The sequence below is a fragment of the Campylobacter sp. CCUG 57310 genome (genome assembly GCF_013201975.1).
GTDB classification, from domain to species: Bacteria; Campylobacterota; Campylobacteria; order Campylobacterales; family Campylobacteraceae; genus Campylobacter_A; species Campylobacter_A canis.
Window position 1 is genome coordinate 1,868,852 of record NZ_CP053845.1, and the last position, 26,061, is coordinate 1,894,912.

General features: G+C 38.4%; 32 protein-coding genes. 12 read left to right on the forward strand and 20 right to left on the reverse strand.

Annotated features, from left to right (window positions below; all coding sequences use genetic code 11):
* Nucleotides 1-11: 11 nt before the first annotated feature.
* The 13 genes from CORI_RS09415 to CORI_RS09465 all read right to left on the reverse strand — a co-directional run bounded on the left by CORI_RS09415 (nucleotide 12) and on the right by CORI_RS09465 (nucleotide 11,758).
* Entirely contained in the window at nucleotides 12-806 is a 795-nt protein-coding gene (locus CORI_RS09415; RefSeq protein ID WP_173031759.1) for a class I SAM-dependent methyltransferase, read from the reverse strand.
* Nucleotides 807-898: 92 nt separating this feature from the next.
* Complete coding sequence (locus CORI_RS09420) at nucleotides 899-1,636, reverse strand: ABC transporter ATP-binding protein (protein ID WP_173031760.1); 738 nt, start codon at nucleotides 1,634-1,636, stop codon at nucleotides 899-901.
* Nucleotides 1,636-2,637 carry an iron ABC transporter permease gene (locus tag CORI_RS09425; protein WP_173031761.1) on the reverse strand — a complete coding sequence of 334 codons (1,002 nt, stop codon included), beginning with the start codon at nucleotides 2,635-2,637 and terminating at the stop codon, nucleotides 1,636-1,638. The genes CORI_RS09420 and CORI_RS09425 overlap by 1 nt, the downstream gene beginning before the upstream one ends.
* A gap of 81 nt (nucleotides 2,638-2,718) precedes the next feature.
* A complete protein-coding gene (locus CORI_RS09430; protein WP_173031762.1) occupies nucleotides 2,719-3,762 on the reverse strand; it encodes an ABC transporter substrate-binding protein in 1,044 nt (347 codons plus the stop codon).
* Between the two features lie 141 nt (nucleotides 3,763-3,903).
* Nucleotides 3,904-4,704 (reverse strand): TonB-dependent receptor, encoded by an 801-nt coding sequence (locus CORI_RS10740; protein WP_367889830.1) that lies wholly within the window; start codon nucleotides 4,702-4,704, stop codon nucleotides 3,904-3,906.
* Nucleotides 4,686-4,991, reverse strand: coding sequence for a BamA/TamA family outer membrane protein (locus CORI_RS10745; protein ID WP_254064920.1), 306 nt, complete (start codon nucleotides 4,989-4,991; stop codon nucleotides 4,686-4,688). The genes CORI_RS10740 and CORI_RS10745 overlap by 19 nt, the downstream gene beginning before the upstream one ends.
* Entirely contained in the window at nucleotides 4,951-5,916 is a 966-nt protein-coding gene (locus CORI_RS10750) for a TonB-dependent siderophore receptor (RefSeq protein WP_254064921.1), read from the reverse strand. The genes CORI_RS10745 and CORI_RS10750 overlap by 41 nt, the downstream gene beginning before the upstream one ends.
* 229 nt (nucleotides 5,917-6,145) lie before the next feature.
* The gene (locus tag CORI_RS09440; RefSeq protein ID WP_173031763.1) at nucleotides 6,146-6,646 is read right to left on the reverse strand and encodes a chemotaxis protein; all 501 of its coding nucleotides are present in this window, start codon (nucleotides 6,644-6,646) and stop codon (nucleotides 6,146-6,148) included.
* Complete coding sequence (locus CORI_RS09445) at nucleotides 6,628-6,840, reverse strand: molybdopterin biosynthesis protein MoeB (protein WP_173031764.1); 213 nt, start codon at nucleotides 6,838-6,840, stop codon at nucleotides 6,628-6,630. The genes CORI_RS09440 and CORI_RS09445 overlap by 19 nt, the downstream gene beginning before the upstream one ends.
* Nucleotides 6,840-7,571, reverse strand: a complete 732-nt coding sequence (locus CORI_RS09450) for a hypothetical protein (RefSeq protein WP_173031765.1) — start codon at nucleotides 7,569-7,571, stop codon at nucleotides 6,840-6,842. The genes CORI_RS09445 and CORI_RS09450 overlap by 1 nt, the downstream gene beginning before the upstream one ends.
* Nucleotides 7,572-7,681: 110 nt before the next feature.
* On the reverse strand, nucleotides 7,682-10,135 hold the full coding sequence (locus CORI_RS09455; protein ID WP_173031766.1) for a GGDEF domain-containing phosphodiesterase: 2,454 nt from the start codon (nucleotides 10,133-10,135) through the stop codon (nucleotides 7,682-7,684).
* Entirely contained in the window at nucleotides 10,132-10,989 is an 858-nt protein-coding gene (locus CORI_RS09460) for a cytochrome-c peroxidase (RefSeq protein ID WP_254064922.1), read from the reverse strand. Before CORI_RS09460 ends, CORI_RS09455 begins: the two co-directional genes overlap by 4 nt.
* Before the next feature lie 46 nt (nucleotides 10,990-11,035).
* Nucleotides 11,036-11,758, reverse strand: coding sequence for a class I SAM-dependent methyltransferase (locus CORI_RS09465; protein WP_173031767.1), 723 nt, complete (start codon nucleotides 11,756-11,758; stop codon nucleotides 11,036-11,038).
* A gap of 54 nt (nucleotides 11,759-11,812) precedes the next feature.
* Between CORI_RS09465 and CORI_RS09470 the strand changes: the two genes are divergently transcribed.
* Nucleotides 11,813-12,220: a thioesterase family protein gene (locus CORI_RS09470; protein WP_169976442.1), complete on the forward strand. Its 408-nt coding sequence runs from the start codon at nucleotides 11,813-11,815 to the stop codon at nucleotides 12,218-12,220.
* Here CORI_RS09470 and CORI_RS09475 read toward each other — a convergent pair.
* Nucleotides 12,217-12,567 (reverse strand): Fur family transcriptional regulator, encoded by a 351-nt coding sequence (locus CORI_RS09475; RefSeq protein ID WP_170018951.1) that lies wholly within the window; start codon nucleotides 12,565-12,567, stop codon nucleotides 12,217-12,219. The genes CORI_RS09470 and CORI_RS09475 overlap by 4 nt on opposite strands.
* Nucleotides 12,568-12,684: 117 nt before the next feature.
* Between CORI_RS09475 and CORI_RS09480 the strand changes: the two genes are divergently transcribed.
* From CORI_RS09480 to CORI_RS09495, 4 genes are read left to right on the forward strand one after another with little or no spacing between them, the layout of a single operon-like run.
* On the forward strand, nucleotides 12,685-13,569 hold the full coding sequence (locus CORI_RS09480; protein WP_173031768.1) for a metal ABC transporter solute-binding protein, Zn/Mn family: 885 nt from the start codon (nucleotides 12,685-12,687) through the stop codon (nucleotides 13,567-13,569).
* Nucleotides 13,569-15,014, forward strand: coding sequence for a DUF1007 family protein (locus CORI_RS09485; RefSeq protein WP_173031769.1), 1,446 nt, complete (start codon nucleotides 13,569-13,571; stop codon nucleotides 15,012-15,014). The genes CORI_RS09480 and CORI_RS09485 overlap by 1 nt, the downstream gene beginning before the upstream one ends.
* Nucleotides 15,011-15,778: a metal ABC transporter ATP-binding protein gene (locus CORI_RS09490; protein ID WP_173031770.1), complete on the forward strand. Its 768-nt coding sequence runs from the start codon at nucleotides 15,011-15,013 to the stop codon at nucleotides 15,776-15,778. Before CORI_RS09485 ends, CORI_RS09490 begins: the two co-directional genes overlap by 4 nt.
* A 2-nt stretch (nucleotides 15,779-15,780) precedes the next feature.
* On the forward strand, nucleotides 15,781-16,578 hold the full coding sequence (locus CORI_RS09495; RefSeq protein WP_173031988.1) for a metal ABC transporter permease: 798 nt from the start codon (nucleotides 15,781-15,783) through the stop codon (nucleotides 16,576-16,578).
* A 42-nt stretch (nucleotides 16,579-16,620) separates the two neighbouring features.
* Here CORI_RS09495 and CORI_RS09500 read toward each other — a convergent pair whose 3' ends face one another.
* Both CORI_RS09500 and CORI_RS09505 read right to left on the reverse strand, forming a co-directional pair.
* Nucleotides 16,621-17,502: a DMT family transporter gene (locus CORI_RS09500; protein ID WP_173031771.1), complete on the reverse strand. Its 882-nt coding sequence runs from the start codon at nucleotides 17,500-17,502 to the stop codon at nucleotides 16,621-16,623.
* Nucleotides 17,503-17,529: 27 nt separating this feature from the next.
* A complete protein-coding gene (locus CORI_RS09505) occupies nucleotides 17,530-18,279 on the reverse strand; it encodes a DUF4197 domain-containing protein (protein WP_367889831.1) in 750 nt (249 codons plus the stop codon).
* Nucleotides 18,280-18,491: 212 nt separating this feature from the next.
* Between CORI_RS09505 and CORI_RS09510 the strand changes: the two genes are divergently transcribed.
* Nucleotides 18,492-19,070, forward strand: a complete 579-nt coding sequence (locus CORI_RS09510; RefSeq protein ID WP_173031773.1) for a manganese efflux pump MntP family protein — start codon at nucleotides 18,492-18,494, stop codon at nucleotides 19,068-19,070.
* Between the two features lie 43 nt (nucleotides 19,071-19,113).
* Here the strand turns inward: CORI_RS09510 and CORI_RS09515 are convergent, their stop codons facing one another.
* Nucleotides 19,114-19,986 (reverse strand): pirin family protein, encoded by an 873-nt coding sequence (locus CORI_RS09515; protein WP_173031774.1) that lies wholly within the window; start codon nucleotides 19,984-19,986, stop codon nucleotides 19,114-19,116.
* Nucleotides 19,987-20,176: 190 nt separating this feature from the next.
* Between CORI_RS09515 and CORI_RS09520 the strand changes: the two genes are divergently transcribed.
* Nucleotides 20,177-20,389 carry a hypothetical protein gene (locus CORI_RS09520; RefSeq protein WP_169976459.1) on the forward strand — a complete coding sequence of 71 codons (213 nt, stop codon included), beginning with the start codon at nucleotides 20,177-20,179 and terminating at the stop codon, nucleotides 20,387-20,389.
* Between the two features lie 208 nt (nucleotides 20,390-20,597).
* Here the strand turns inward: CORI_RS09520 and CORI_RS09525 are convergent, their stop codons facing one another.
* On the reverse strand, nucleotides 20,598-21,356 hold the full coding sequence (locus CORI_RS09525) for an exodeoxyribonuclease III (protein WP_173031775.1): 759 nt from the start codon (nucleotides 21,354-21,356) through the stop codon (nucleotides 20,598-20,600).
* A gap of 90 nt (nucleotides 21,357-21,446) precedes the next feature.
* Between CORI_RS09525 and CORI_RS09530 the strand changes: the two genes are divergently transcribed.
* Both CORI_RS09530 and CORI_RS09535 read left to right on the forward strand, forming a co-directional pair.
* Entirely contained in the window at nucleotides 21,447-21,806 is a 360-nt protein-coding gene (locus CORI_RS09530) for a diacylglycerol kinase (RefSeq protein ID WP_173031776.1), read from the forward strand.
* The gene (locus tag CORI_RS09535; protein WP_173031777.1) at nucleotides 21,803-22,054 is read left to right on the forward strand and encodes a replication/maintenance protein RepL; all 252 of its coding nucleotides are present in this window, start codon (nucleotides 21,803-21,805) and stop codon (nucleotides 22,052-22,054) included. Before CORI_RS09530 ends, CORI_RS09535 begins: the two co-directional genes overlap by 4 nt.
* A 210-nt stretch (nucleotides 22,055-22,264) precedes the next feature.
* Here the strand turns inward: CORI_RS09535 and prfA are convergent, their stop codons facing one another.
* Both prfA and rpsT read right to left on the reverse strand, forming a co-directional pair.
* Entirely contained in the window at nucleotides 22,265-23,332 is a 1,068-nt protein-coding gene (gene prfA, locus CORI_RS09540; RefSeq protein WP_173031778.1) for a peptide chain release factor 1, read from the reverse strand.
* Nucleotides 23,333-23,346: 14 nt separating this feature from the next.
* Nucleotides 23,347-23,619, reverse strand: a complete 273-nt coding sequence (rpsT, locus tag CORI_RS09545) for a 30S ribosomal protein S20 (RefSeq protein WP_169942906.1) — start codon at nucleotides 23,617-23,619, stop codon at nucleotides 23,347-23,349.
* 181 nt (nucleotides 23,620-23,800) lie between these two features.
* On the opposite strand from rpsT, the gene glmM reads away from it, so the two are divergent.
* From glmM to CORI_RS09560, 3 genes are all read left to right on the forward strand, one after another.
* A complete protein-coding gene (gene glmM / locus CORI_RS09550) occupies nucleotides 23,801-25,144 on the forward strand; it encodes a phosphoglucosamine mutase (RefSeq protein WP_173031779.1) in 1,344 nt (447 codons plus the stop codon).
* Nucleotides 25,137-25,589, forward strand: coding sequence for a signal peptidase II (gene lspA / locus CORI_RS09555; RefSeq protein WP_173031780.1), 453 nt, complete (start codon nucleotides 25,137-25,139; stop codon nucleotides 25,587-25,589). Before glmM ends, lspA begins: the two co-directional genes overlap by 8 nt.
* Nucleotides 25,590-25,687: 98 nt before the next feature.
* Complete coding sequence (locus CORI_RS09560; RefSeq protein ID WP_169976473.1) at nucleotides 25,688-26,050, forward strand: NINE protein; 363 nt, start codon at nucleotides 25,688-25,690, stop codon at nucleotides 26,048-26,050.
* Nucleotides 26,051-26,061 lie beyond the last annotated feature (11 nt).

The following is a 26,061-nucleotide window of genomic DNA, read 5'->3' on the forward strand; positions in this document are numbered from 1 at the left end:
CAACTCAAATTTCAGACATCAACTCGCACAAATGCCCAAATCATAGGCTCGTTCTTAAGCTCATAGCCTTCGTTAAAATAGTTTCTTAAACGCTCTTTTTCAACATCGCTTAACTCGCTTCCTATACCCCAAGTTACTTTTTTGATAAGCTCCTCTGCACTTGTGGCGGCGCAATGCTTGTTTTCGCTTTTTATAAAATCAAGCCTTGGCAGATAACCCATCTGAGCCAAGATATTTACAAGGTAGATATAATCGGGCTTTGGCTCGACCTCCTTCTTCATCACACGCAAAATTTCCTCATCGACGAAGCTGGCTCCAACTTTAAAAGTGATATAAACAGCCTTTTTCGCCTTTGAGATGAGCTTAGCGAGTGCGCCACGTAGATCATCCACCTCAAGGCAGCGCGAAGCAAATACGATATCGCAGATCGGCACATCGCTCCAGTCGTCTTCAAATGCCTTTTGTGCGGTTTTTATGTTGGTTAAATTTAACTTAGCCGCATTTTGCTCGGTAAATTTAAGCATGTTCTTTGAGTAGTCATAAGCATACACGCTTTTTGCTTTAGGCGCTACTTTTAGGCTCAAAGTTCCCGGACCGCAAGCAAAATCAAGCACGCTTTCAACGCCGTTAAAATCAACCCTGCTTAAAAACTCATCGATATAAATGCTATCATGCACGCTCTCGTTCATTCCTGCTGCTTTATTATCCCAGTCCTCTACGCTTTTTGAGCCAAACGAGCTTTTGGCTCGCTGAGCTTTATAAAGCTCGTTAAAGTCGATTTTATCGTAGTTTGAAGGTAGTATCATCATAAATCCTTTGAAATTTTATACAAATTTATCAAATCAAGCCGTATCAAGACAAGCCATCTTGCAAGATACAAATTTGCATTTAAAGCAAACTAAAGACTGTCTTTATACTTCTCGTAATTCACCCCGTAAATTTTATCTATATTTTGAGCGTTTATCAGCTCTTTGCTGCTGCCGAAGTTTAAAATTTTGCCATCTTTTAAAAATAGCACCAAATTTGACACGAATTTCGCGTGCCTTGGATGGTGTGTAGTCTGCACGAAAGTATAACCCTCGTCTTTTAGTATCTTTATCATCTCTAAAAGCTTTATCTGATTTCCAAAGTCAAGCCCGTTGGTAGGCTCATCCATAAATATCGCCTTTGCGCCTTGAACTAGCGTGCGCGCGATATAAGCAAGCTGCCTTTCGCCGCCACTTACGCGAGTATATGGCTCGTCCTTAAGCTTTAAAATTCCCATCTTATCAAGCGCCTGCTCGGCTAAAATTTTATCTCTTTTGGCAAAATTTGAAAACATCGGCGTCCTGCAAAGCGCCCCCATTAAAACCACATCAAATACGGTGTATTCGTATGACGGTGCATGAGTTTGAGGCACGTAAGCTATAAGGCTTGCGAGCGAATTTTTAGAGTATTTCCTCACACTTTTGCCGGCAATTAAAACTTCGCCTTTAAATTTCAAAAACCCGAGCATGATGCGAAGCAGAGTGCTTTTGCCGCTTCCGTTTGCACCTAAAATACTTAAAGTATCTCCTTCGTCTATGCCAAAGCTTATATCATCAAGTATAGTGCGGTCCTTATAGGCAAAACTTAAATTTCTAACCTCTATCAACATCAAAAGCCCTTTTTAGCGTGGCGCAAGATGATAACAAACATCGGAATTCCAAAAAGCGATGTAACTATGCCGATAGGAATTTCAAAGGTAAAAATAAGTCGCGAAAAGCTATCGCAAAAGAGCAAAAAGATCGCACCGATCATTGCCGAGCTTACTAAAACGGCTCTGTTGTCCGCACCATAAACAAACCGTGCGATGTGTGGGACTATAAGCCCGATCCAGCCGATTATCCCAGCGATCGTGACACTTAGAGCGCTTATAAAAGTAGCTACCAAGATAACAAAAATTTTAACTCTCAGCACATTTACGCCAAGGCTTTTTGCCTCCTCTTCGCCAAGGCTTAAAGCGTTTAGATATTTACCGCAAAACGCAAGCAAGATGATACCTGCAAACATCGGCAAAATTGAAATTTGCATAAAGCTTTTTGAAGCAAAGCTAAGGCTTCCCATTAAAAAATAAGTAATACTAGGCAGACTATCGTTTGGATCTGCGGCGTATTTTAAAACCGAAAGCAACGAAGAAAACAACGAGCCGCTTATAACACCGCCAAGAACCAGCACTATAACGCTTCCTTGTCGCGAATAAAGAGCCGAAATAAGCAGCGAAAAGATAACCGCCAAAAAGCCAAAGGCAAAGGTGCTAAGCTGAACCAGCACGTCGCTTAAGCGAAAGAACATCCCAAGAGCCGCTCCAAAGCCCGCACCCGCCAGCACGCCAAGTATCGAAGGCGAAACGAGAGGATTTACAAACATCGCCTGATATGCAGCGCCTGAAATCGCAAGGCTGGCACCGATCAGCAAGCAGGCTAAAATTCTAGGCAGACGAATTTCACTTAGTAGCGTGTGCATGATCTCAAATTCTTTAAGATCTTTACCGCTTAAAAGGGCCTTAAAGTAAGCTATGTATTCGTTTGCGCTAAAGCCGTATTTGCCAAGCAAAAGCGAAGCAAAAACGCAAGAAAGCAGCAAAAAGAGCAAAAACAAAAATGCTTTTTTACTCATCAATGCTCGCTAATTTTACACTCAAAAGACCGACTAAAAGATAAATTTGTGCAAATTTTAGCCCAGGCTCATATATTATCTTCATTTTTGCCCTAAAATTCTCATCGCCTGCTCGTCGCTTAACGAAATATCCAAAAACAGCTTGTAAAACTCTTTGGTTTGGCTTACCATATCAAATTTAAAAGCGTCGGGATAGGCTAAATTTATAAGCCATTTAATCCCTAAAAACCTCATAAAAGAAGGCGGGCGATCAAACCAGCTAAAAGGCTCTCTTGGGATATAATACACTCTTTTGTTTTTTACCGCATCAAGCAAAGCCCACTTGGGATCAGAGTAAATTTTATCGTAAAACTCACGCTCATAAATCAATATCATATCCGGATTATACTTAAGAACCTGCTCAAAGCTTACCTTCACTCGCCCGTAAGAATTTGCATTTTCTTCACCGCATTTATGTACGACTTCGCCTCCGCTTTTTGGTATAAGCGTAGCGTGATACGAGCCTTCACACTCGGTTGAAAGACCGTCTTTGCCTTGCGCATAATACATTCTAACTTTTTTAAGACCGTTTTTAGCGATGTAAGCTTCAATTTTCTCAGTCAAATTCAGCGAATTTTGCGCGTATAAAGTAAGCTCTTTGGCTCGCTGCTCTTTGCCGATAACATGACCTAAAATTTCAAAGCTTTGCGCGTAGTCTTCTAGGCTTGTAGCACTAAGATAGAGCATCGGCTTTTTGATAGAGCCAAAGACATCTTTCATCTTTTTGCTGTCTTTAGAATTTGCGTTTATGAGAATAAGCTCGGGATTTATGCGAAGTAGCATCTCGATATTTGGGATCTTGCCCTGCCCGAAAAATCCACCGACCACGGGCTGATTAAGCACGGACTCTTTTATATACGGTCGCTCGTAGTCGTTCCACTCGAAATTTGAACCAATGATCCTTTCCGGAGCTAACGCATAAAGCAGGTAAAGAAGCGTAGGACTGCTTGCGTAAATTTTATCAGGAGCACCATTTAAAAGCTCGTAATTATCGCTATTTTGCTCTATATAGCTTTTGATCTCAGCCTCGCTCATACCAAAAGCGAAAGAAAACGACAACAGAAAAACCAAGAATTTCTTAAGCATTTTTATCCTTTATGGTTGTAGTTTATTTTAAAAATCTAAATTTTCGGTTAAAAGCTTAGATTTTTAAAACTAATTTGGGAGAATAAAACTCTCCCAAATTTTAGCTATCAAAAAGTTTGCAAGATAAAGCTTTGGTTGCTACTAAAATTTATATCGAATATTTGAGAAAAACACCCTTCCTTCCTCAGGAAATCCCTCGCGATATTCGTAGTTTTTATCAAACAAATTTGAAATTCCCGCATCGATCATCAAATTTTCAGTCGGTTTATAAGTAAATTTGAAATTCGTTACGCCAAAACCTGAAGTTTTATGATCTAGGTGTGTAGTTCTGCTTGTGGGCACCCTAGACCATCTGCTTGAAACAAGCTCTTGAGATGTATATAATGAAAATTTAGGAGTTATCTTAAAATCAGCATACGCAAATGCTTTATGCTTTGGCAAGTCGTATATTAGTTCATTTTTGTTTTTATACTTGGCTTTTATGTATGTATAGTTACCACCAAGCTCGACACTTTTAGTTGCAAAATAGATAGCGCTTAGCTCAAAGCCTTTGTATTCGGCTGTATCTATATTTTGATTTTGCTGCAAGGTTCTACCGCCAAGTTTAACATCAACACCGCCAATTGCATCTTTAACTTTTGAATAAAATAGAGCACTTTCAAGTCTTAGCATATCGGCAAATGTTTTTTGGTATCCTATCTCATAGTGGTTCGCAATCTCGGGCTTTAAAGTAGGATTTGGCACAAATCTACGAAATCTTTCGCTATATCTATCTTTCATGCTTGGAAAATATGTCTTTTTAGCGTAACTCAAACTTAACTCGTCACTTCCATCAAAACTATGTTTTAAAGACACTTGATAATTAAACGCGTGCTCTTTTTTAATTTTATCATTAAAATATATTAGCTTTTTAGCTCCTCCATCTAATGGTTGGGAAAAAATCTAGCAGTTTGCGGATCTCTTACATCGTAGCTTACTCCTGCTATAAATTTAGTCATATCCGTAAATTTATATGTATTTTCTAGGCCAAAAGAGTATGACTTATCTTTCATAATCTCTTCTGGCTCTCCAACTTTAGAGCTACTATGCTTATCGTATTTGTAATTTGCAGAGAATTTTAAAGTATCTTTATCGCCTATATCTCCACCAAGTTCAATACCAAAGCCATAGGAATTATCTTTATAGTTACTATCGGCACCACTTTTTGTTGTTTTTTTTCTTATCTGCAAAGTCATATACTCCATTTTTAAAAGTATCATGGAAAATTTTTGTCTTTAGATACAAGGCATCAAATTTTGTATTGGATAAGAGATAAAGACTCTCTCTGTCCCATCTTGGCCAATCCCAATATCTATCCCAATTATGAAAGTTAGCATATTTGCCAGCATAAAAAGGCTGTTCTTTTGATCCTTTTTGTTTTACGTAAGAGATAGCGTATTCATCTGTTTCATTTGGAGTAAAACCGAATTTTAAGTTGATCTTCTTGTCTCTTTGAACTGAATTCTCACGCCTTGCGCCATCTTCATTACCTCTTACATCTTTTGTAAAATTGCTTGAAAGCTGCTGACCATTATCCTCCATAAAGCTTCCGCCCGCTTGCACATAAAACATCTCTTGACGCGAGCCTAAGTTAAAATCCACATTGTTGCCGAAAGTATCTTTGCTCTTACCCAGTTCAATCCCATATCCGATGTTGCCTTCAAATTCGCGCGTAGGCTTTTTGGACACTAAATTTATCGCTCCGCCCATAGTGTTTGCACCGTAAAGCACACTGCTTGCGCCTTTTGAAATTACGATTTGGCTTAGATCAAAGGTGGTAAAACGACCAAAATCCGCATTTCCGTCATACGGGATATAAACGGGAATTCCGTCTATAAATAGCGGCACGCGCCTAGCGTCAAAGCTGCGAATATAGAAATTCTGCTCAGCTCTTGGACCTTTCTTATCCACATAAACACCGGGCGTCGAGCAAGCGACTTCAGAAAGCCTTTTTATCTCGTCTTTTTGCATCTTTTCAGTATCAATCACAACAACATTCGTGTCACTTTTTTGCACACCTTCAACGTTTGAGACAACTTCAACCTGTCCAAGTTCAAAAACTTGAGCATGTAAAGCAATAGCAACACTACATGCTATTAATGCGCTCTTTTTCATCCCAACTCCTATATAAATTTAATTTTTATATTTTTAAATAGACCGTATATAGATATAATGCAATATAAAATATATAAAAATAATTTTATTTAAGAGTTATTTAAAAGAAACTGAAATTTATTTAACGAAATTTAAATTTTTAGAGAGTAAAACGGCTGAATTTAGGGCAAATTTAAAAGACGGATAAGTGTAAAAACGATAGTAAAAATTTAAGCTTTAAAATATATATTTATATATTACAACTTCTAAATTTCTGGCTTCTATCTCCGAATTTAGCTTCGACTATCAACACAAGAGTATAAAAAATCTTCTCGTCATTTAGTCTTGCGATATCCCTTAGGGTCTGATTTTTGCCATCAAATTTAACTTCGCCATCTTTTAAAATTTCAACAAGATCATCGGCATCGATGCGCAAAGTATCGGCGATAGTTTGGATAGTGTGATTTTCAAGCGCCATAACAAGCCTATCCATGTTGCAAAACGAGGGATTTTTCCTAGCCAAAACCACATCAAGAAACTCATTAAAGAGCTTCACAAGCTTTCTTCGCTTGATAATGATATGAAGCATAGCCACAACCAAAAGCGCAAAACCGCAAATTCTATGCAGCAGCATAAGAAATTCGCTGTAATCTCCGCAAGCGAATTTAAAGCCCGAATACCCTAAGAGCAAAAGCCCCGCTGCAAGCAATACGATAAGCGCAAATTTATAAACTATCTTAACTTTAAACATTCAAAACTATCCTTATTCCACCGCCTAAATAGGCAGTTGTAGCAGCTTGGCTTGCTTGTGTCGCAAACGATCTCGTCCTCATCGCTGTCAAGCATAAATTTATCGCATCTTCTAGATGAAATTTTAGCACTTTCGTAATCAAATTTACCTTTTAAGAAGATACCGCGCTCATCAAAATACTCAAATTTGGCCACTAAAAACCTCTAAGATCTTTTATATCGTAGGCTTTAAATTTGCCGTTTTTATCTCTTTTTACAAGCAAAACGGATCTAGAATTTCTAACTATAAGCTTTAAATCAAAGCCCGTTAAGATTATTTCGTCTTTATTCACTTGTTTAAAATTTTCATCCAAAATTTCATCTATAAAGCCCAAATTTAAAATCTCTTGTGCGCTCATCTCATCTTTTTGAAGTCTTATTTTGCCTTTTATCCTTCCGTCATTTCCGCTAAGTCTAAGAGCTATGCCCGCAAGCGCTCCTATAACTCCTCTGCCTTCATTTTTAAGCTCTTTAAGATAGACGTTTTGTCTTTTTGCCTCATCATAAGCTTCATCTTTTGTTATAAACTCAACTTTTGCTCTTTTGCCAAATTCGATAAGAGAATTTAAATTTAAGATATCTTTTTCAAAGGCAACCGCGAGCCCTGGCTCACTGCTAGGCGCGCTTTCTTTTATCAAAAAAGCTTGCGCAAATTTGATAACCTCATCTCTTTGAGCTTCGTTCAGATAGGTGCTAAAGCACATTGAGCTGTTGTGCGAAGTGTAATTTACTCTTTCGTCAATTAGCAACTGATGGCGACTTATAAAAGAACATTCACAAAAGCGCTCATTTATAAATTCCACTATATTTTCAGCAATCATACCAGTGGATTTAGTATATCCTATTTCATCGGTATCATCAATAGCAATATAAGTTTTATACTTCAAGTTTATATCCTATTTTATATTTTAAATTATAGAATTTTAGTAATTAAATTTAGATAATAGAATTTAAAAGAATAAGGCATATAAATTTATAAGCCTAGGATAAAAGCGAATTATTTTTTAGTATCTTTTTTTAGATCGTCAGGTGAGATAGGCTTGCCAAGCAAGAAGCCTTGAGCGTATTTGATACCGAATTTTTTAACTTCCGCTAAAATTTCAGGAGTGCTTACAAATTCAGCTACCACATTGTAATTTTGGCGATTGGCAAAGTCGATGATGGTTTGCATTAGATACCTGGCGTTTTTATCAAAAGGCAGCTTTTTGATTATGGAGCCGTCGATTTTAATCGTATCTATATCAAGCTCTAAAATTCGGTAGTAGTTTGAGTAGCCGCTACCAAAATCGTCAATTGCGATTTTAGAGTTATAGCTGCTTACTTTGTGGATAAAATCATTTACCGCTTCATAGTCATCCACGCCTTCGGATTCTAAAATTTCAAAATAAACATGCTCAGGATATGAGCAAATTCTAAGCTTTTGTTCTATGAGATCGCGAATTTGGGAATTTATGATGTCGCTATTTGAAAGATTCATCGAAAATTTAAGATCGGGAAATCTCTCAACAAGTCTAAATACATGACCTATGACTTTTTTAGTTATGTCGTTATAAAGAGAAATTTTCTTAGCGATATCCAAAAATTCCCCAGGATAGCGCATCTTGCCGTGTTCGTCGATGAGGCGCACAAGAACTTCATAGTATTTAACTTTAGGATTTTTTACGTTAAAGGATATGTCATATACGCCTTGGCACTCCACGATAATGGTGTTGTTATAAATAGCGTATTCGATAGTTCTTGACATGATTTGGTTTTGATAATACTGCTGCTCTATGTGGCTGTTTTCGGTGTAGTAATAAACATCTTCACCTCTATACTTAGCCTCGTGGTGAGCAAGCATAGCTTGAGTTAGGCGGTTTGTCTGAATAGTATCTTGCGCCAAACTAACGCCGATAGTGGTTTTTATGTTCGGGATAAACTCTTTTTTATCATCGACTACGATATAAAGGTCGTTAGCTACGAAATAATCTTTAATCCTGCTTATATCTCTTTGGACATTATTACCGTCATACCAGATACAAAATTCATCAAACTGCACTCTATAAACGCTTGCATTTATCTTATAAGTATCGATACAAAGCTGGATTGTATTGGCAAATGAAGTGATAATAAGCTCTATCGTCTTTGTCTTGTAAAAGAAGCGAAAATCCATAAAGTTATTGATATTTATATAGATGATCATACCGCTTGGATGCTCCGTAAGCCTTTGCGTAAGACCAAAATAGCTACCAAATCCCGTGAGTCTATCATAAAGAGCCTTGTTTCTAAGCTCGATATCTTTTTTCTCAAGCTCTTTTGCGTTTAAAATTTCTTGAGTTCTGTCAAATTTTACCGATAGATAGCCTTCTCTTTTGCCCTTTTCATCAAACAAAGGAGAAAACATAACTTGCTCATAAATCAAATCGCCGTTTTTTGACTCCGTTACATACTCGTTGCATCTCCAAATTTTATCGCTTTCTAAAGTCTTGATGATATCTTCGTAAAATTCATTCACGTGAGTATGGGATTTTAGTATGTCGGTGCTTTTTCCTATAACCTCTTCGGGCTTATAGCCGGTAGTTTCTTCAAAAATTTTATTTACATATTTAATTTTTCTATTCATATCTATAAACATAACCGAACTAAATATATTATCGATGGCTTGATGCAGATGGTTTGATCTTTTTAATATTCTTTTGCTTTTTAAAAATGTAAAAAATATCAAAATTATCGATATAGCTATGAGCAGGATAAAAATTCTAGTCATATTTTTTAAATTCGAGATGGACTTGTTGATGTATTGCTGACTTTCTACAACAAGCTTATCAAGTTGCTCTTGCAAATTTAGTCCATAAATCTCATTTAAAGTTATCTGCGCCTCTTGATAATACTCCACAAGCTCCTTGGCTCCATGCAGGAAGCTTATGTCGTGCTTATTAAGCTCCGCTCTTTCAAAATACTCGCTTAAAAGCTTGTATGGTTTTTTTAAATTTGCGTTTATATCATATCTAAAGAGCAAAATGCTAGGCATAACACTGTCAAAATAACTGCTTCTATAAAGATCTTTAAAGATTATATCGTCATATATGAATTTAGCCAGTATCGCAACGGAGTTAAAATTATCTATCAAATTTATTTTTTTATCGAAAATTTCCTTGACTCTTTCTATGGTTTCAAGATTTACCGGAACTTCGTTAAAGGATTTATGCTTTTTAGTATATAAAATTTCATTCACGATACCGCTAAAATCATTAGTTAGCTGCATCATTTTATCGTGATCGGCTTGCAAAAATGTCTTATCTAGTATAAATTTAATCTCTTTATTTATCCTAACCAGATCGGTTATATAGTTGCTCCACCTATAACCTTCTAAAACATCTTTGTTTGCCTTATAGGTTATCATAGCGCCCATAAATAAAATCAGTGCCAAAGACAAAAACAGCAATTTTAAAAATATAATTTTGTTTTTCATTTTAAAATTTCAGGCTTTTCGCCACTTAAGGTAAGTAAAAATTTATATATAAATTCCATCTCTTCATCAGTGATATCCTGAGATACTTGAAGACCTGAAATATGCCTGATCGCCTCTTTTAAATTATCCTGCTTGCCGTTGTAAAAATACGGAGCCGTTTTAGCGATATTTCTAAGTCCGGGCACTTTATAATACCCCGTCTCGGCTTTAACTGAATTATCGTCAAGCTGTACGTTATAATATACATTTGCGCCTAAATTTCTGCCGCTATGGCAGTTTATGCATCCGACTTTTTTAAACAGTTCAAAACCTCTTTTTTCATCGCTATTAAGGGCGTTTTCATCGCCTCTTAAAAACTGATCAAACCTTGCATTAGGAGTTATAAGAGCTTTTTGAAATTCCGCTATAGCATCAACTATATTTTCAAAAGTTACTCCGTCATCATAAACGGCATAAAACTGGCTTCTATATTTAGCGTTGGAGCTTACTTTTTTTACTACGAATTCCTTTGTGCTTCCAAGCTGATTTAGATCGGTTATGCTCTCTATGACCTGATCTTTCATATTTCTTACTCTACCGTTTTTGAAAAACAAAAAATTTGATGCGGCATTTAACACGGTAGGAGGATTCATATAGCCGCTTATGGAAACTTTGATATTGTGATCTATCGTACCGCTTGTATTCCAGTAAAGATTATGGCATCTTTCACAAGAAACGGTTCCGCTTGGGCTAAGTCTGGTATCGTAAAAAAGGTTTTTGCCAAGCTGCGCTTTTTTCTCATCATACTTAATAACCTCAATCGGTGCTACCGGTCGGCTATTTGCAAAAAGCGACATGGACATTAAAAATATCAACAAAAACCTCAAAATAATCTCCGACAAAAAATTATCCGATTATATCCTAAAACACCAAAAGTTTCATTGAAGAGCTGATAGTTTCTGTTATTTTTCCGTTTATACTTTGCTTTTCAAGTTCGTTTTTAAGGGATTTTTCATCAAATTTAATTTCGCCGATTTCTAAATGCCAAGTAACATTTTCGTAAGCTTCCTGTAAACTCAAATCCTTGCTTCTTACCTCTTGGATAATCTCTGATTTAAAAGGAATTTTTTGCATTTGCAAGTGATACTCAAACCCGCTTGCTCTATCAAACCACCCTTTTCTCTCGCCGTAAATTTCATAAAATTTATTGATTAAGTCCGAATTTCTAGGCTTATTCCACCATAGATAAACTCTTTGCTTGCCTGCACTTGTAAATTTATCAAAGTCCTCTACGGTTGCGATCGCCGGACTCATAGTGCTAAAAGCTATATCGTAAATTTGATCAAGCTTAAAGCTCGTCCAATCGCTCTCAACTATCCTTAAATTTGAGATACCGAATTTGCGAGCGTCATCGCTCATAACCTCAAGCATCTTGGTCGAGAGATCAAGACCTGTTACGTTTTTACACATTTTAGCAAGATGAAGAGTTTTTACACCTGTTCCACAACCCACATCTATAAGAGTTTTTTCTTTAAAGTCTATTCCGTATTTATCTAACTTATCAAAAAATTCTTTTTGAAATTCGTTAAGTTCGCCCTCATATCTTGAGTAATTAGCCGCTTTTTTATCCCAAGAGCTCTTCATAAAACCGCCTTTTTAAAAATTTGAGTTACAATTGTATCAAACAAAAGGACAAATATGAGAATTTTTAGCTACAAATTTAAAGTAGGCAAAGAGGCCATAGACATAAACAACCACGCAAACAACGCATACTATCTTGTTTGGATGCAAGAAGCGGCTTTTGCGCACTCAAATTTCGTAGGAGATACGTTTGAAGAGCAGCTTAAAAACAACTCGACTTGGGTTATAAAACGCAACGAAATCGACTATTTAGAGCAAATTTATTTAGGCGACGAGATCGAGATAAAAACATGGACAAAACAGGCTAGAAAAGTTAGTTCAAACAGATTTTACGAATTTATAAAAGACGGCAAGATCATAGCTAAAGCCATAACCACTTACGTATATTTTGACCTTGACAAAAAGCGTCCAAAGGCGATCCCAGATCATCTTGCGGAGCTTTACGGCGAAAATGAGGAAATTTAAAAGCAATCATCGCAAATTCCCTTTACAACTACGCTTTTAACGTGGCTTTGGTTTAAATTCGGCATATCGATATTTGTCATCTTTCTGCAAACATCACAGACAAAATACGCCTTTGCTTCGCCTGCAAGCTCGTAAAAATTTTTGTGGTTGTTTTCGCTTTTTACGATAATGCCTTTAGCTTCAAAAATCTCCATCGAGCGGTAAAATGTCGTTTTATTGGCCTTAATTTTGCTTAAAATTTCATCATATCCAAGCGGAGTATCGGCGCGAGATAAAATTTCTAAAATTTGCAACCGAAGCGGAGTTGCCTTTATATCGTTTATCCTTAAGAGCTCTTGAGGCGACATCTCATCCTTTCGTTTAATCTCAAAAGCTATCATACTAAAATTTATATAAAAAAGCATTAATTCGCAACTAAGTTGCTTTTGCTATACTTCCCTAAAAATTTTGAAAAAAGGTTTAAGATGAAGAAAATTTTAGCTTTTTTATGTTTTGGCGCGCTTGTATGCTTTGCAAAACCCGTCGTTAGTGTAAGTATATTACCTCAGGAATTTTTCGTAAAACAGATCGCAGGCGACACGGTTGAAGTAAATACCATGGTATCTCCTGGAGCCGATCCTCACACTTACGAGCCAAAGCCAAAGCAGATGAAATCTCTTGAAAACAGCAAACTTTATTTTGCCATAGGCATTGAATTTGAAGAGGTTTGGTTGCCGAAATTTCAGCAGTCGTTTCCAAAGCTAAAATTTATCTTTACTCAAAAAGGGATAGAAAGAGTCGCTATGCAAGAGCATGAGCATGAAGGACATGAGAAAAAAGAGCATTGCCACGAGCACAACGGAAAAGTGCATTGTCATAGCCACGACGGGCTTGATCCACACATCTGGCTTGATCCGGTGCTTGTAAAAACTCAGGCTAAAAACATCCTAAACGGACTTGTTAGAGTTTTTCCCGAGCATAAAGAGCTTTATAGCGCAAATTACCAGGAATTTCTCGTTAAGCTAGACGAACTTGACAAATTCATCAAAGATAAGCTTACAAATCTTAAAAACCGCGAATTTATCGTGTATCACCCATCTTGGGGATACTTTGCAAAGCGCTATGATTTAGAGCAAATTTCAATCGAAGTCGAGGGCAAAGAGCCAAAACCCGCAGAGCTTGCAAACCTCATCAAGGAGGCAAAAGAGCACGGCGTAAAGGTGATCTTCGTAGCGCCTCAGTTTTCTAAAAAATCGGCAAATTTAATCGCAAAAGAGACAGGTGCAAAGGTAGTTGAGATAGATCAGCTCCCGCTTGACTGGGAGGCTGAGCTTAAAAAGACAGCCGAAATTTTCGCCAAGAGTCTTTAATGATGAAATTTGGGCGCATACTGGCCGCATTGACGCTTTTTGCGTCCATTGCCTACTCGTGTGCGCTTTGTGCGCTTTACACACCCACAGCTCATGCGCAGATCAAATTTGACGCATGGAGCGACACGCTTAAAACAGCCACGATAACTTGGACGTTTTCAGAAAATTTCACCGAGCTAACCATGCAAGGATACGACGAGGATGCCGATAAAAAGCTAAACGAAAAAGAAGCTTGGAACGTCCAAAAGTCCTTGCTTGACTACATCGTGCCGCGCGGGTATCTTACTACGGTTAGCTTTTATGACGGCGAGGGTGCGAGCGAAAATTTATTCGTCAAAACAAAGAGCCAGCGCGTTTATATCGAAGAAAACAGGCTAAATTTCGAGTATGTTTTGGAGCTAAATTTAGAAATTTTGCCTCGCCGTGTGGTTGTGTTTGAGATAATCGATCGCGAAGGATTTTTTAACTTCAAAATCGCAAATAACGAGCCTTACAGGATAACCGAATCCATTTTCATAGTGCCAAATTCAAATTTAAACACCGTGTTTTTTGAGATGAGTGAGCAAAAACCTAAAATTTCAAACAAAGACAAGCCTGAGCTTAGCTCGCTTGTAAAAAACAAAAATTTAGAAGAGATTGATGCGATAGACGAAGCGAAATTTAACTCTCTTGCTAGAACCACGATAGGCTTTTTAGACAGGCTAAAAGAACTCATCAAAGAAAACTCAACCGCATTTGAAGCTTCAAAATTTGCCCTCATTATGCTTTTTAGCTTCGTCTACGGCTTTTTGCACGCAGCGGGCCCTGGGCATGGCAAACTGCTTACGACATCGTATTTTGCGGCAAGCGGAGGCAGCTACTTAAAAGCTTTTGGCTTCTCGCTTAAAATCGGCATTTTGCACGTGCTTGGCGCGCTCATGCTGGTTTGGATTACCATGAGTTTGCTTGAAAGTTTTGCGGCAAACGTAGCAAATTCCGCTGCAAATTTGACGACTAAAATTTCAGCCATTATCATCATGGCGATCTCTGCTTATATGATATTTACGAAGCTAAAATCGCTCAAACCAAAAGTTCATAACTACAAATTTAGCTCTCACAAAGCAGACTGCGGATGTGCGGCTTGTAAAGCAATGGAAGTTAAACCAAAGAGCCTAAACGAGTGGTTTGTAGCGCTTGCAGCCTCGCTTGTGCCGTGTCCCGGCACCATCATCGTATTTATACTTGCATTTAGTCTAAACAGCTGGTTTATAGGCGTGATGAGCGGCGTTTTTATGGCGCTTGGTATGAGTATAGTTATATTTATCGCAGCGGTCTTTGGCACGAAGGTAAATGCGCTCTCAAAATATAAAAATTTAAAAATTTACTGCGAATTCCTAGCTCTTTTAGTGATGTTTGGCTTGGGAGCTTTTATGTTTTTTATCGCGGGTAGGATATCGGTTTTATGAACGGGGTTAAGATAGAAAATTTGTCGTTTGGATACGATGAGAATTTGATATTTGAAAATATAAATTTAAGCTATGATATCAAGGATTTTCTAGCTATCATAGGCCCAAACGGCGGGGGCAAATCAACCCTGCTTCGCCTTATGCTAGGGCTTTTAAGGCATAAAAGTGGCGAGATAAAGATATTTGATAAAAACCCTAGCGAGGTTAGCAAAACCATAGGATACGTCCCTCAAAACATCTTCATAAACGCGAATTTTCCGATGAGAGTTTTAGAAGTGGTGCTTATGGGGCGAATAGATAGGAAAATTTTCGGCTTTTACACAAAGAACGATAAATCAGAAGCGATGAAAGCGCTTGAAAAAGTCGGTATGAACGAGTTTGCAAACTCTCGCATAGGCGAGCTTTCAGGCGGGCAAAGACAAAGAGTTTATATCGCAAGAGCGCTTTGCGCAAAGGCTAAAATTCTCATGCTTGATGAGCCAACCGCAAGCATCGACACCAAAGGACAAGCCGCGATTTACAGCCTGCTTAGCGAGATAAACAAAGAAGGAATCGGTGTCATCTTGATAAGCCATGACGTAAATATCGCACTTAGCTTCGCTACGAAAGTTGCTTACGTAAATCACAAAATTCACATGCACGACATCACGCCCGATCGTTCAAAGCAAGAATTCATAGCTCATCTTGCACACGAGCATAATCACTTTTGCGATGTCGAGATCGCGCTTAAGGAGTGCGGTTGCAAGAGCTTAGACAAAGGGTAAAAATGCTAGAAGCGCTAAATTTGGAATTTATGCAAAATGCCCTTATGGCAGGGCTTTTAGTAAGTATCGCATGCGGAGTTATCGGCTCGCTTGTAGTTATAAATCGCATGGTTTTCATCGCAGGAGGCATAGCACACGGAGCTTACGGCGGACTTGGGCTGGCGTTTTACTTTTCGCTTGAGCCGCTTCTTGGAGCAAGCGGATTTGCGATATTTCTAGCACTCCTGATAGCTACTATCACGCTAAACGATAAAAGCAAAATGGACTCGGTTATCGGAGCACTTTGGGCGTTTGGAATGGCGTTTGGCATTATCTTAATCGATCTAACGCCCGGATACAACGTAGATCTCATGAGCTATCTTTTTGGCTCGATTTTAGCGGTGCCTGATAGCGATTTAGCCTTTATGGCGGCGGTTGATTGTGTCATCTTGCTTATAGTTACGCTGCTTTACAGGCAGTTTGAAGCCCTTAGTTTTGATGCGGAATTCGCCAAACTTCGCGGAGTAAAAACCACACTTTTATACTATGTGCTAGTCTGCATGATGGCGCTAAGTGTCGTTATGACGATACGCGCAGTGGGGCTTATCTTAGTCATCGCACTTCTTACCATACCGCCTTATATAGCGCAAAATTTTTCTAAACGCCTTGGCGCAATGATGCTAAACGCCACTCTTATCTCGGCTGCGTTTTGCATATCGGGGCTTTGGCTTAGCTTTGAAGCGAACTTAACAAGCGGAGCAAGCATAATACTTATAGCCTCAATCTGCTTTTTTATATTTACGGCTATAAGCAGACGCTAAATTTGGTTATTTTTAAAATTTGCGCCTGTAAGATAACGAAATTTAAGCTTTTTGACTCTTGTAGTAGCTTCCCACTTCACTGATTATAATTCCAAAAAGTATAAGCAAGGCTCCTAAAATCTGCCACGAGCTTAAAATTTCCCCGCCAACAAAATACCCAAAAAGCCCCGCACTAACAGGCTCAAAAGTAAATATAAGAGCCGTTTTCATAGGAGTTGTATAGCGCTGCATCGCCGACTGAACAAAAAATGCAAAGAGGGTCGCAAACACCGAAGTTATGATAACGGCTTTAAAAAATGCATAGTTAGCCACAGGCAAAACGCTATGCGTATCAAAAACAAGAGCCGCAAAAAGACATAGAGCGGTTACTACCAAAAACTGCATGCAAACCATCTGATAAAGCTCGCATTTGCGCACAAAAACGCCCGTAAATATGATATGAACAGAATAAGCAACGGCACAAAGCACGGAGAGAATTTCACCTCTGCCAAACCCAAGCTCGCTATCGCTTAGCAAATACAGCCCAAAAGCCGATAAAAAGGCTCCTATAAACGAATAAACATAGACTTTTTGCCTAAAAAACAGAAATACTATAAAAGGCACAAAAACTACATTTAATCCTGTGATAAAGGCAACGGTCGAGCTAAAAGTGTATTTAAGGGCAAATGTTTGAAGCGCAAAGCCCGCAAACAAAAACACGCCTAGCAAAGAGCCGAATTTAAGAGAATTTGAGTCAAATTTCTTAACAAATTTAATCGAAATCAAACCCATTAGCAGAGTTGAGATTAAAAATCTCCAAAACAAAATGACAAAAACGCCGTTGCTCTTAAGCGCTTCAGCCATCGGTAAAAACGTCACGCCCCACACGACGGCAACGACTATAAGAGCAAGATCGGCGCTAAATTCCTTTATCTTTTTCGTCATCTTATGAGCTTAAATTTAATCTAAAAGTTATTTAAAGATATTTTCGATAGCTTTTTTGCCGTAACCCACAGGATCGCTTCTAAGCGACTTTTCATTTTCACTCATCACTTTAAATAGCCCATCAAGCGTCTTTCTCGTGATGTATCCGTTTAGATCCTCGCCATCGTTTGTTACATATTCGCCCATACCAAGGCTTGAGGCAACCGATTTAACCGACTTCATGCTCTCCGAGCCGCCAAGAGAATTTTTTACAAATGAATTTAGCCCGTTATAAGCGGTTGCAAAGCTGTTTTGACTCATCATCTTTTCAATGATCGGCTTAAATATCTTTTCAAGCTCCTTGCTTGAATTTTGTTGCAAAAATTTACTAAAGCTATCATTTCCGCCGTTCATGATCTTTTTGACATCGCCTTCACTCATGTTTTTTATAGTTTTTGAAAAGACATCGGCAGCTCCGGGAACTGCGCTACTTGCGGCTTTATTTATGGAAGCAACCAGCTCGTTTGCCCACTTGTCGCCGCCAACTTTCTTTGCCAAATTTGCAGCCGTTTGCAAGCTTGGCGGAAGCGGAATTTTAGCCGTGGCGTTTTTTATAAATCCGTCATTTGAAAGCTCTTTTACGGCATACTCAAGAGCCGAGCTTAACATGCTTTTATAATCGCTCTTTGTAGAGGCTTGATTTACGGCTTTAAGCCCGTCTCCAACCATCTTACCCCAATCAGTACCAAAAGCGCTTAAAGCAAAAAATAGCGCCAAAATCACGATTTTTTTCATAATAACATCCTTTAAATTTAACCCTGCAAGCATAAATTCGGCTTGGTAAGTAGATAAAATGATATTAAATTTTGGCTTTTCATCACTTGAAATTTATCTTTATACGCTAAATTTGCGCTCATAAAATATCAAATTTTAATTCCGTCAAATAAAGCCGAATTTTAATCTTAAAAAAATTAGTTTTAATGTAAAATTAGCCTTTTTCAGGAGAATTTATGGAGCTTTTACTACTAGCTTTCGCCCTTGCCATGGATAGCGTAGCGCTCAGTATCGCAAGCGGTGCAAAATGCCGTGCATTAACCATTTCGGGGGTCATTAAAGTCTCTTTTATATTTGGTTTTTTTCAAGCTCTTATGGCCTTTTTAGGATATTTTTTAGGGCTAACCTTCGTAAGCTTCATAGCTTCCATAGATCATTTTGTCGCATTTGGCATACTTTCGTTTTTGGGCATCAAGATGATACTTGAAGCAAGAGAGCATAAAGACGAAGCCTGTTTAAATGACCTAGGACTAAAAGTCCTAACCATAGGCGCAATAGCTACGAGTATCGATGCGCTGGCTGTCGGAGTGACATTTAGCTTTGAGAATATAGACATCATTTATACTAGTATTTTGATAGGATCTATCTGCTTTATCCTATGTGTTTTGGCATGTTATGCGGGGAAATTTTTAGGTATAGTTTTAGAAAAAAAGGCTCTTATTTTAGGCGGAGTTATACTCATAGGTATAAGCGTAAAAATTCTCATCACCCATCTTTTAGACCATGGGTTCTTGGCTCATTTAAAGCCGTTTTGATTTTACGCTTACTATTTTATAACTCCGCACCAATAGGTAAAATTTAGCCTATGCTACCGAATTTTCCGCTGTTATAATCATCAATAGCTTGGCGAATTTCATCTTTTGTATTCATCACAAACGGTCCGTATCCGACAATCGGCTCATCTATAGGTTCGCCTGAAAGAAGCAAGATTTTTACATCTTGTCCGGCTGCTTTTACTCTCACTTCACCGTCGTCTTTTTCAAAATTTACCAGCTGAGCCTCGCCTGCGCTTTCATTGCCGTTAAAAATCGCTTCTCCGCGCAAAACAACCATAGAAAGCGAATGTGAAGCAGGTACGTTTATAACCGCTTCTTTGCCGGAATTTATCATAACGTCCCAAACATTCATCGGCGTAAATGTGCTTGCCGCTCCGCTTACTCCATCAAATTCTCCCGCTATGATCCTTGCTTGTCCCGCACCGTCTGCAAATTTGATCACAGGGATTGCTTGGCGCGATAAGTGCTGGTATTTCGCGGGAGTGTTTTTATGCTTTTTAGGTAAATTTACCCAGAGCTGAACCATCTCAAAAAGTCCGCCCGAACGGCTAAAATCCAAAGAGTGAAACTCCTCGTGCACTATGCCCGCACCCGCCGTCATCCATTGCACGTCGCCAGATTTTATAACTCCGCCGCCGCCACTTGAATCCTTATGTGCGACCTCGCCGCTATAAGCTATCGTTACGGTCTCAAATCCTTTATGCGGATGGTGTCCGACTCCTCTTGGAAAGTCCGTTAAATTCGGTTTAAAAACCTGAGGTGCAGCGTAATCAAGCATCAAAAACGGATCGGTACCTCGATCTTCGCCCATGTGACTAAAAAGTGGCTGAACCAAAAATCCGTCTCCGACCCAATGTGCACTATTTGACTTGTAAATTTTATTAACTTTTCTCATTTTTTATCCTTTATTTTATTTAAAATTTCGGTATTTTAATGCAGTCTCGTTAATATATTATTTAAAATCGGTAAATAAAAATTAAGATTATTAATCCAAACTTAAACAACTCTATTTATTAACGCATATCTATAAAATTTCACCCAAATTTGAATATAATTGTAAAAATTTAAGCGCAAAAAGGCTCGAAATGTTTAATTTTATATTCTCTTGGAAGTGCTATTTCTTACTTTTGATAATCGGAGTTGGCGGATATCTCGCCGTGCCATACCTTGACGCGGCAGGCGCTCACAATGAAACGATAGAGGTGTTTAAGATACTAACTATGGCCATGGTAATGGGCATTGCTATATACCTGCTACTTGCGATTTGGGTGATACTTTTTAAAACTATCAGATCTTAAAGCAACTAGTTTATCTCAAAGTGTCTTTTTTAAAAAGCCATATATTTGGGTGCTAATTTAAAATTTGATATGAATTTTCAAGCTTTTTGCGTTTAGGGCTAAATTTAACTTGCTCGCTTAAATTTAGCCGACTAGTTAGCCAAACTAGGAATTTTAATCCTTACCAAATAACATAAAAGCAATGCGAATTTATCAAAACAAAAGACAATTAAATTTCTATCTCAATTCCCACGGGGCAATGATCGCTTCCCGTTATATCACTAAGTATAAATGCGTCTTTAAGGCGATCTTTAAGGCTTGCCGAAATGAAAAAATAATCAATCCTCCAGCCAATATTTTTAGAACGAGCGTTAAATCTATAGCTCCACCACGAATAAGCATCCTCTTTATCGCCGTGAATTTGTCTAAAAGTATCGATAAATCCGTGCTTTATAACCTCATCTATCCACTCTCGTTCAATAGGCAAGAAGCCTGAAGTCTTAGAATTCGCCTTTGGATTTTTAAGATCTATCTCGCGGTGAGCGGTATTTACATCACCGCAAAATATCACGTCCTTACCCTCACGCACAAGCTCATTGCAGTAGGCTAGAAATTTCGCATAAAAATCCATCTTATAAGCAAGTCTTTCATCATCTTTTTGTCCGTTTGGAAAATATATGTTAAAAAGTACGATATTGCCAAACCTATGCTCCAAAACTCGCCCCTCATCATCGTTAAAAAACTGCGATTTTAGAGTAGCTACCGGAAACTTACTAAGACTCATCACACCCGAATACCCTGCTCTGACGGCCGAATTTACGCTTACATCACTAAATCCGAGCTTGTAAATCTCGCTAGGCACATCAGCTTCTTTTACTTTTATCTCTTGAAGCCCTAAGAAATCGGGCTTAACCTCATCAAGCCAACTAAATCCGTCTTTGTTTGCGACCGCGCGAAGTCCGTTTACGTTCCATGAAATCAGTTTCAAATTCAGTCCTTTTTAATTGCAATTATACGCACTCAACCTAAATTTAAGAGTCTATTTTGATATAATTATTCAAAAATTTAAGGTCTAAAATTGAGAAATCAACCAAAATACAAATTCTTTAAAAATTGGAGTTACGCGATCGCAGGACTAAAGGAAATTTTTAAAAACGAAAGCAGCTTTAGGCTTGAAATTTATATATTTTTGCCCGCTTTTATCTCTCTTTTGTTTTGGAATTTCGGCGCGATTTTAAATTTATTTTTGATTTTTAGTATGGTTTTGGTTCTGGTTTGCGAGTGCATAAACTCAGCAATTGAGCGTATAGTAGATCTTGCAAGCCCTGAAATTCATCCTCTTGCAGGTGTGGCAAAAGACGCGGGAAGCGCTGCGGTAATGATATGCAACACGCTTTGTGCAGGAGTGTGGATATATGCTATTTGGGATAAATTTTGAACTCGCTTGAAAGAGAAATTTTTGGCACTTTAATCGGCGAAAAGAAATTTGAGATAATTGAGTTTTTTATCCAGAATTTAGATGAAAACGGACTTATAAATTTCACAATTGCAGAAATTTGCAAGGCTACAAATTCAAGCAAACCGACTGTCATAGAGACGATAAAACTACTTGAAAATAGAAAAATTTTTAAGCGGGTAAAAAACGGAGTTTATGCATTTAAGAATTTAAAATTTAATGATTTTTGATTTTAGTTTGTCTGAGATTAAAATTTACTTATATTAAATAAATGTAACTAGTCTGAACTTAATAGGCATAATTGTCTATTTACTCTTAATCTAATCAAATTTTAGCTGATTGCCTCAAAAAAGGGATGAGAAACAAACTTAATTTATGATTTTTTATCATAATGATGCAAAGATATATAAGTTTAAAAGGATAATAGTATAAATTTGATATTATAGACCGGCAGCAGCTATAGCTTCGGCTTGGTGATGAGCGATAAGTGGCTCTATTATCTCGTCAAAAAGCCCGCCTGCCATGATGGCATCCAGTCTATAAAGCGTTAAATTTATGCGGTGATCGCTTATGCGATTTTGCGGGAAGTTGTAGGTGCGAATTCGCCCGCTTCTATCTCCTGTGCCCACTTGGCTCTTGCGCTCGCTAGTCTCTTTTGCAAGGCGCTCAGCCTCTTGCATCTCATAAAGTCGAGCTTTAAGCACTTTCATTGCGGCCTCTTTGTTTTTGTGCTGGCTTTTTCCGTCCTGGTTGGTTACTACAAGTCCTGTTGGGATATGTGTGATACGCACGGCACTATCGGTTGTGTTTACGCTTTGTCCGCCGTGTCCGGAGCTTCGCATAACGTCGATTCTTAAGTCGTTTGGATTTATCTCCACTTCGCTATCTTCAACCTCCGGCATGATTGCGACAGTAACGGCTGAAGTATGGACTCTTCCCTGACTTTCAGTCTCAGGCACACGCTGAACCCTATGTGTTCCGCCTTCGTATTTTAGCCTTGAGTATGCGCCGTTTCCTTTTACGAGCAATATTATCTCTTTAAACCCGCCCGTGTTGCCCTCGCTTTGGCTTACTACTTCAAATTTATATCCGCGAAGTTCGGTATAGCGCACATAAGCGTTAAAAAGATCGCCTACAAATAATGCCGCCTCATCTCCACCGGTTCCAGCGCGAATTTCAAGGAAGATGTTTTTATCGTCGTTTGGATCTTTTGGAAGAAGTAGAATTTTTATCTCTTCTTCAAGCTCGGCTTTGCGCATTTCAAGGCTCTTTAGCTCTTCTTTAGCAAGCTCGCCAAGTTCAGCATCATCAAGTAAAAGTTTGTTTTCGTCAATGTCGGCTAAAATTTGCAAATAATCTTTGGAGGCATTTCTGATATCTTCTATGCTTGATTGCTCTTTGGAAAGCTTGGTCATATTTGCGATATCTTGAGTTATTGATGGATCGCTTAGCAGACGAGAAAGTTCGTCATAGCGATCCAAAAACGGTTGCAGTTTATTAGCTAACATTTAAAATTTAGTGATTAAGCGGCTGTGTTTAGAGTATTTACAAGCTTCGCCAAGCGTCCAACACGGCGTGAAGCTGTTTGTTTTTTCAAAAATCCTTTGCTAACAAAGCTATGCAGGCTTTTATTAGCTTCTTTTAGCGCTTTTAAAGCAGTCTCTTTATCGCCAGCTTCTACGGCTACACGTACGGCTTTTGTAATATTCTTAAGTCTTGTGCGATAAAATCTGTTTCTTTCGGTTCTTTTTATCGTCTGTCTAGCTCTTTTTTCAGCAGATTTATGGTTTGCCATAATATACCTTTTTCATAATTTTAGTCCGTGATTATATAAAATTTAGTTTTAAATAGCGCTTAATTTAAGTGAAATTTAAAGCAGTCAAAATTCACGTATTTAAATTTGTGAAATTTTGATAGAATACAACAAATTTTATCATAGATAAGGCAAAACAGCCTTTAAATTATGAAGGATAAATATGAAACTATTCGGTACCGACGGAGTTAGAGGCAAGGCGGGAGCAAAGCTATCTGCGCAAACTTCCATGAGGCTAGCGATGGCTGCTGGAATTTATTTTCGTAAATTTGCTCAAGTTACTAATACCATCTTGCTTGGCAAAGACACTAGAAGAAGCGGATATATGATAGAAACGGCTATCGTTGCGGGGCTTACCGCGGTCGGCTATAACGTGCGCCAGATCGGTCCTATGCCCACACCTGCGATTGCGTTTTTAACCGAAGATATGCGCTGTGATGCGGGTATAATGATAAGCGCAAGCCACAATCCATACTACGATAACGGTATCAAATTTTTTGATAAACACGGCAACAAGCTAACCGAAGATGCCGAAACCGAGATAGAAAAAATTTATTTTGACGATGAGTTAATCGCTCAAAGCCAAAAACACATGCTTGAAATCGGCGCTTCAAAGAGAATTGACGACGTTATCGGTCGCTACATCGTTCATATCAAAAATTCCTTTCCGAAATCTTTGACTTTGCACGGAATAAGAGTCGTTTTAGACGTAGCAAACGGTGCGGCTTACAGAGTGGCTCCGACGATATTTAGCGAGCTTGGCGCGGAAATCATCGTGATAAACGATGAGCCAAACGGAAGCAACATAAATCTAAACTGCGGCGCGCTCTATCCGCAAAATTTAGCAAGCGAAGTCGTGAGATTAAGAGCCGATATCGGACTTGCTTTTGACGGAGACGCCGATAGGCTTGTTGTAGTTGATGAAACGGGTGAAGTAGCAAACGGAGACGCGCTTCTTGGCGTACTTGCGATGTATCTTCATAAAAACAAAGCACTAAAAGGTGGCGGAGTAGTGGCTACGGTAATGAGCAACGCCGCACTTGAAGACTACCTTACAAAGCATAAAATAAAGCTACTTCGCGCAAACGTGGGCGATAAATACGTCCTTGAGATGATGCAAGAAAACGGCATAAATTTTGGCGGCGAACAAAGCGGACACATAATCTTTTCAGATTACGCCAAAACAGGCGATGCTCTCGTGGCTGCGATGCAGTTTATCGCTTGCATGCTAACTCAAGGCAAAAAAGCAAGCGAAATTTTAAGCGAGATCAAGCCTTATCCGCAAATCTTACTAAATTTAAAAGTTGCGGACAAAAAACCTCTTGAGAGTATAGAAGGGCTAAAAGCGCTCGAAGAAAATCTCAGAAAAGACGGAATCAGACCTTTATTTAGATACTCGGGAACCGAAAATTTAATCCGCCTTCTGCTTGAAGGAAAATGCCCTGAAAAAGTGCAAAAACGAATGGATGAAGTGGAAAAATTCTTCACTAAAGCTCTAAATGCCTAGAGTTTTGATCAAATTTTTTGCAGCTTTTTTTGTCGTTTTTGTAGCCGATCAGCTCGTTAAGCAAATTTTCTTAAACGGCTTTACCTGGCAGGGAGAATACTTCTCTTTGGTACTTGCGTTTAACAAAGGTGTTGCCTTTTCGATGTTTGCAAGCCTTGGTGAGTGGCTTAAATTCATCCAAGTAGCTCTTATCGCAGCAGTTTTAGCATATCTTGTCTGGCAAAAAGAAATTTTAAAAGATCACACCATAGCTATTGGAATTTTGCTTGGTGCGGGCAGCTCTAACCTACTTGATCGCTTCGTGCACGGCGGAGTTGTGGATTATGTTTATTGGCATAAGTGGTTTAGTTTTGCTATTTTTAACCTTGCAGATGTTATGATTGACGTTGCGGTTTGTATTATCTTATGGCAAAGCTTTAAAAAGCCAAAAGGTACCGGCAAATAAAAGCCGAGCGGATACTAGCAAACCCGTAGAGTCGCATTTAAATTTTATAAATTTGATGCAAATTCGCTTAAATTTATAAAACTTAAAAAGGATGAAAAATGGGAAATAACGTATATATCGCTTATGCACTTTGGCTGTTTTGCGGCTGGTTCGGGGCGCACCGTATATATCTTGGCAAATTTATCAGCGGATTTTTTATGATGACGCTGTTTTTTATGGGCTCGATGACATATTGGATACTGATAGGTTGGCTGTTTTGGCTGATTTGGGGTATCTGGTGGCTGTTTGATATATATCTTACGGGTGTTTATGTGGAGAAAAATTTGCAAAAAGACGAACTTAAACACGAGCTTAAAAAGCAAGATCTCGAGGCTCAGCTCAAAAGGCTTTATGAGCTTTACGAAGAGGGCAGGATAAGCAAAGCCGAATTTGAAGCCAGAAAAGAAATTTTATTTAGATAAAAGGAGAGTAA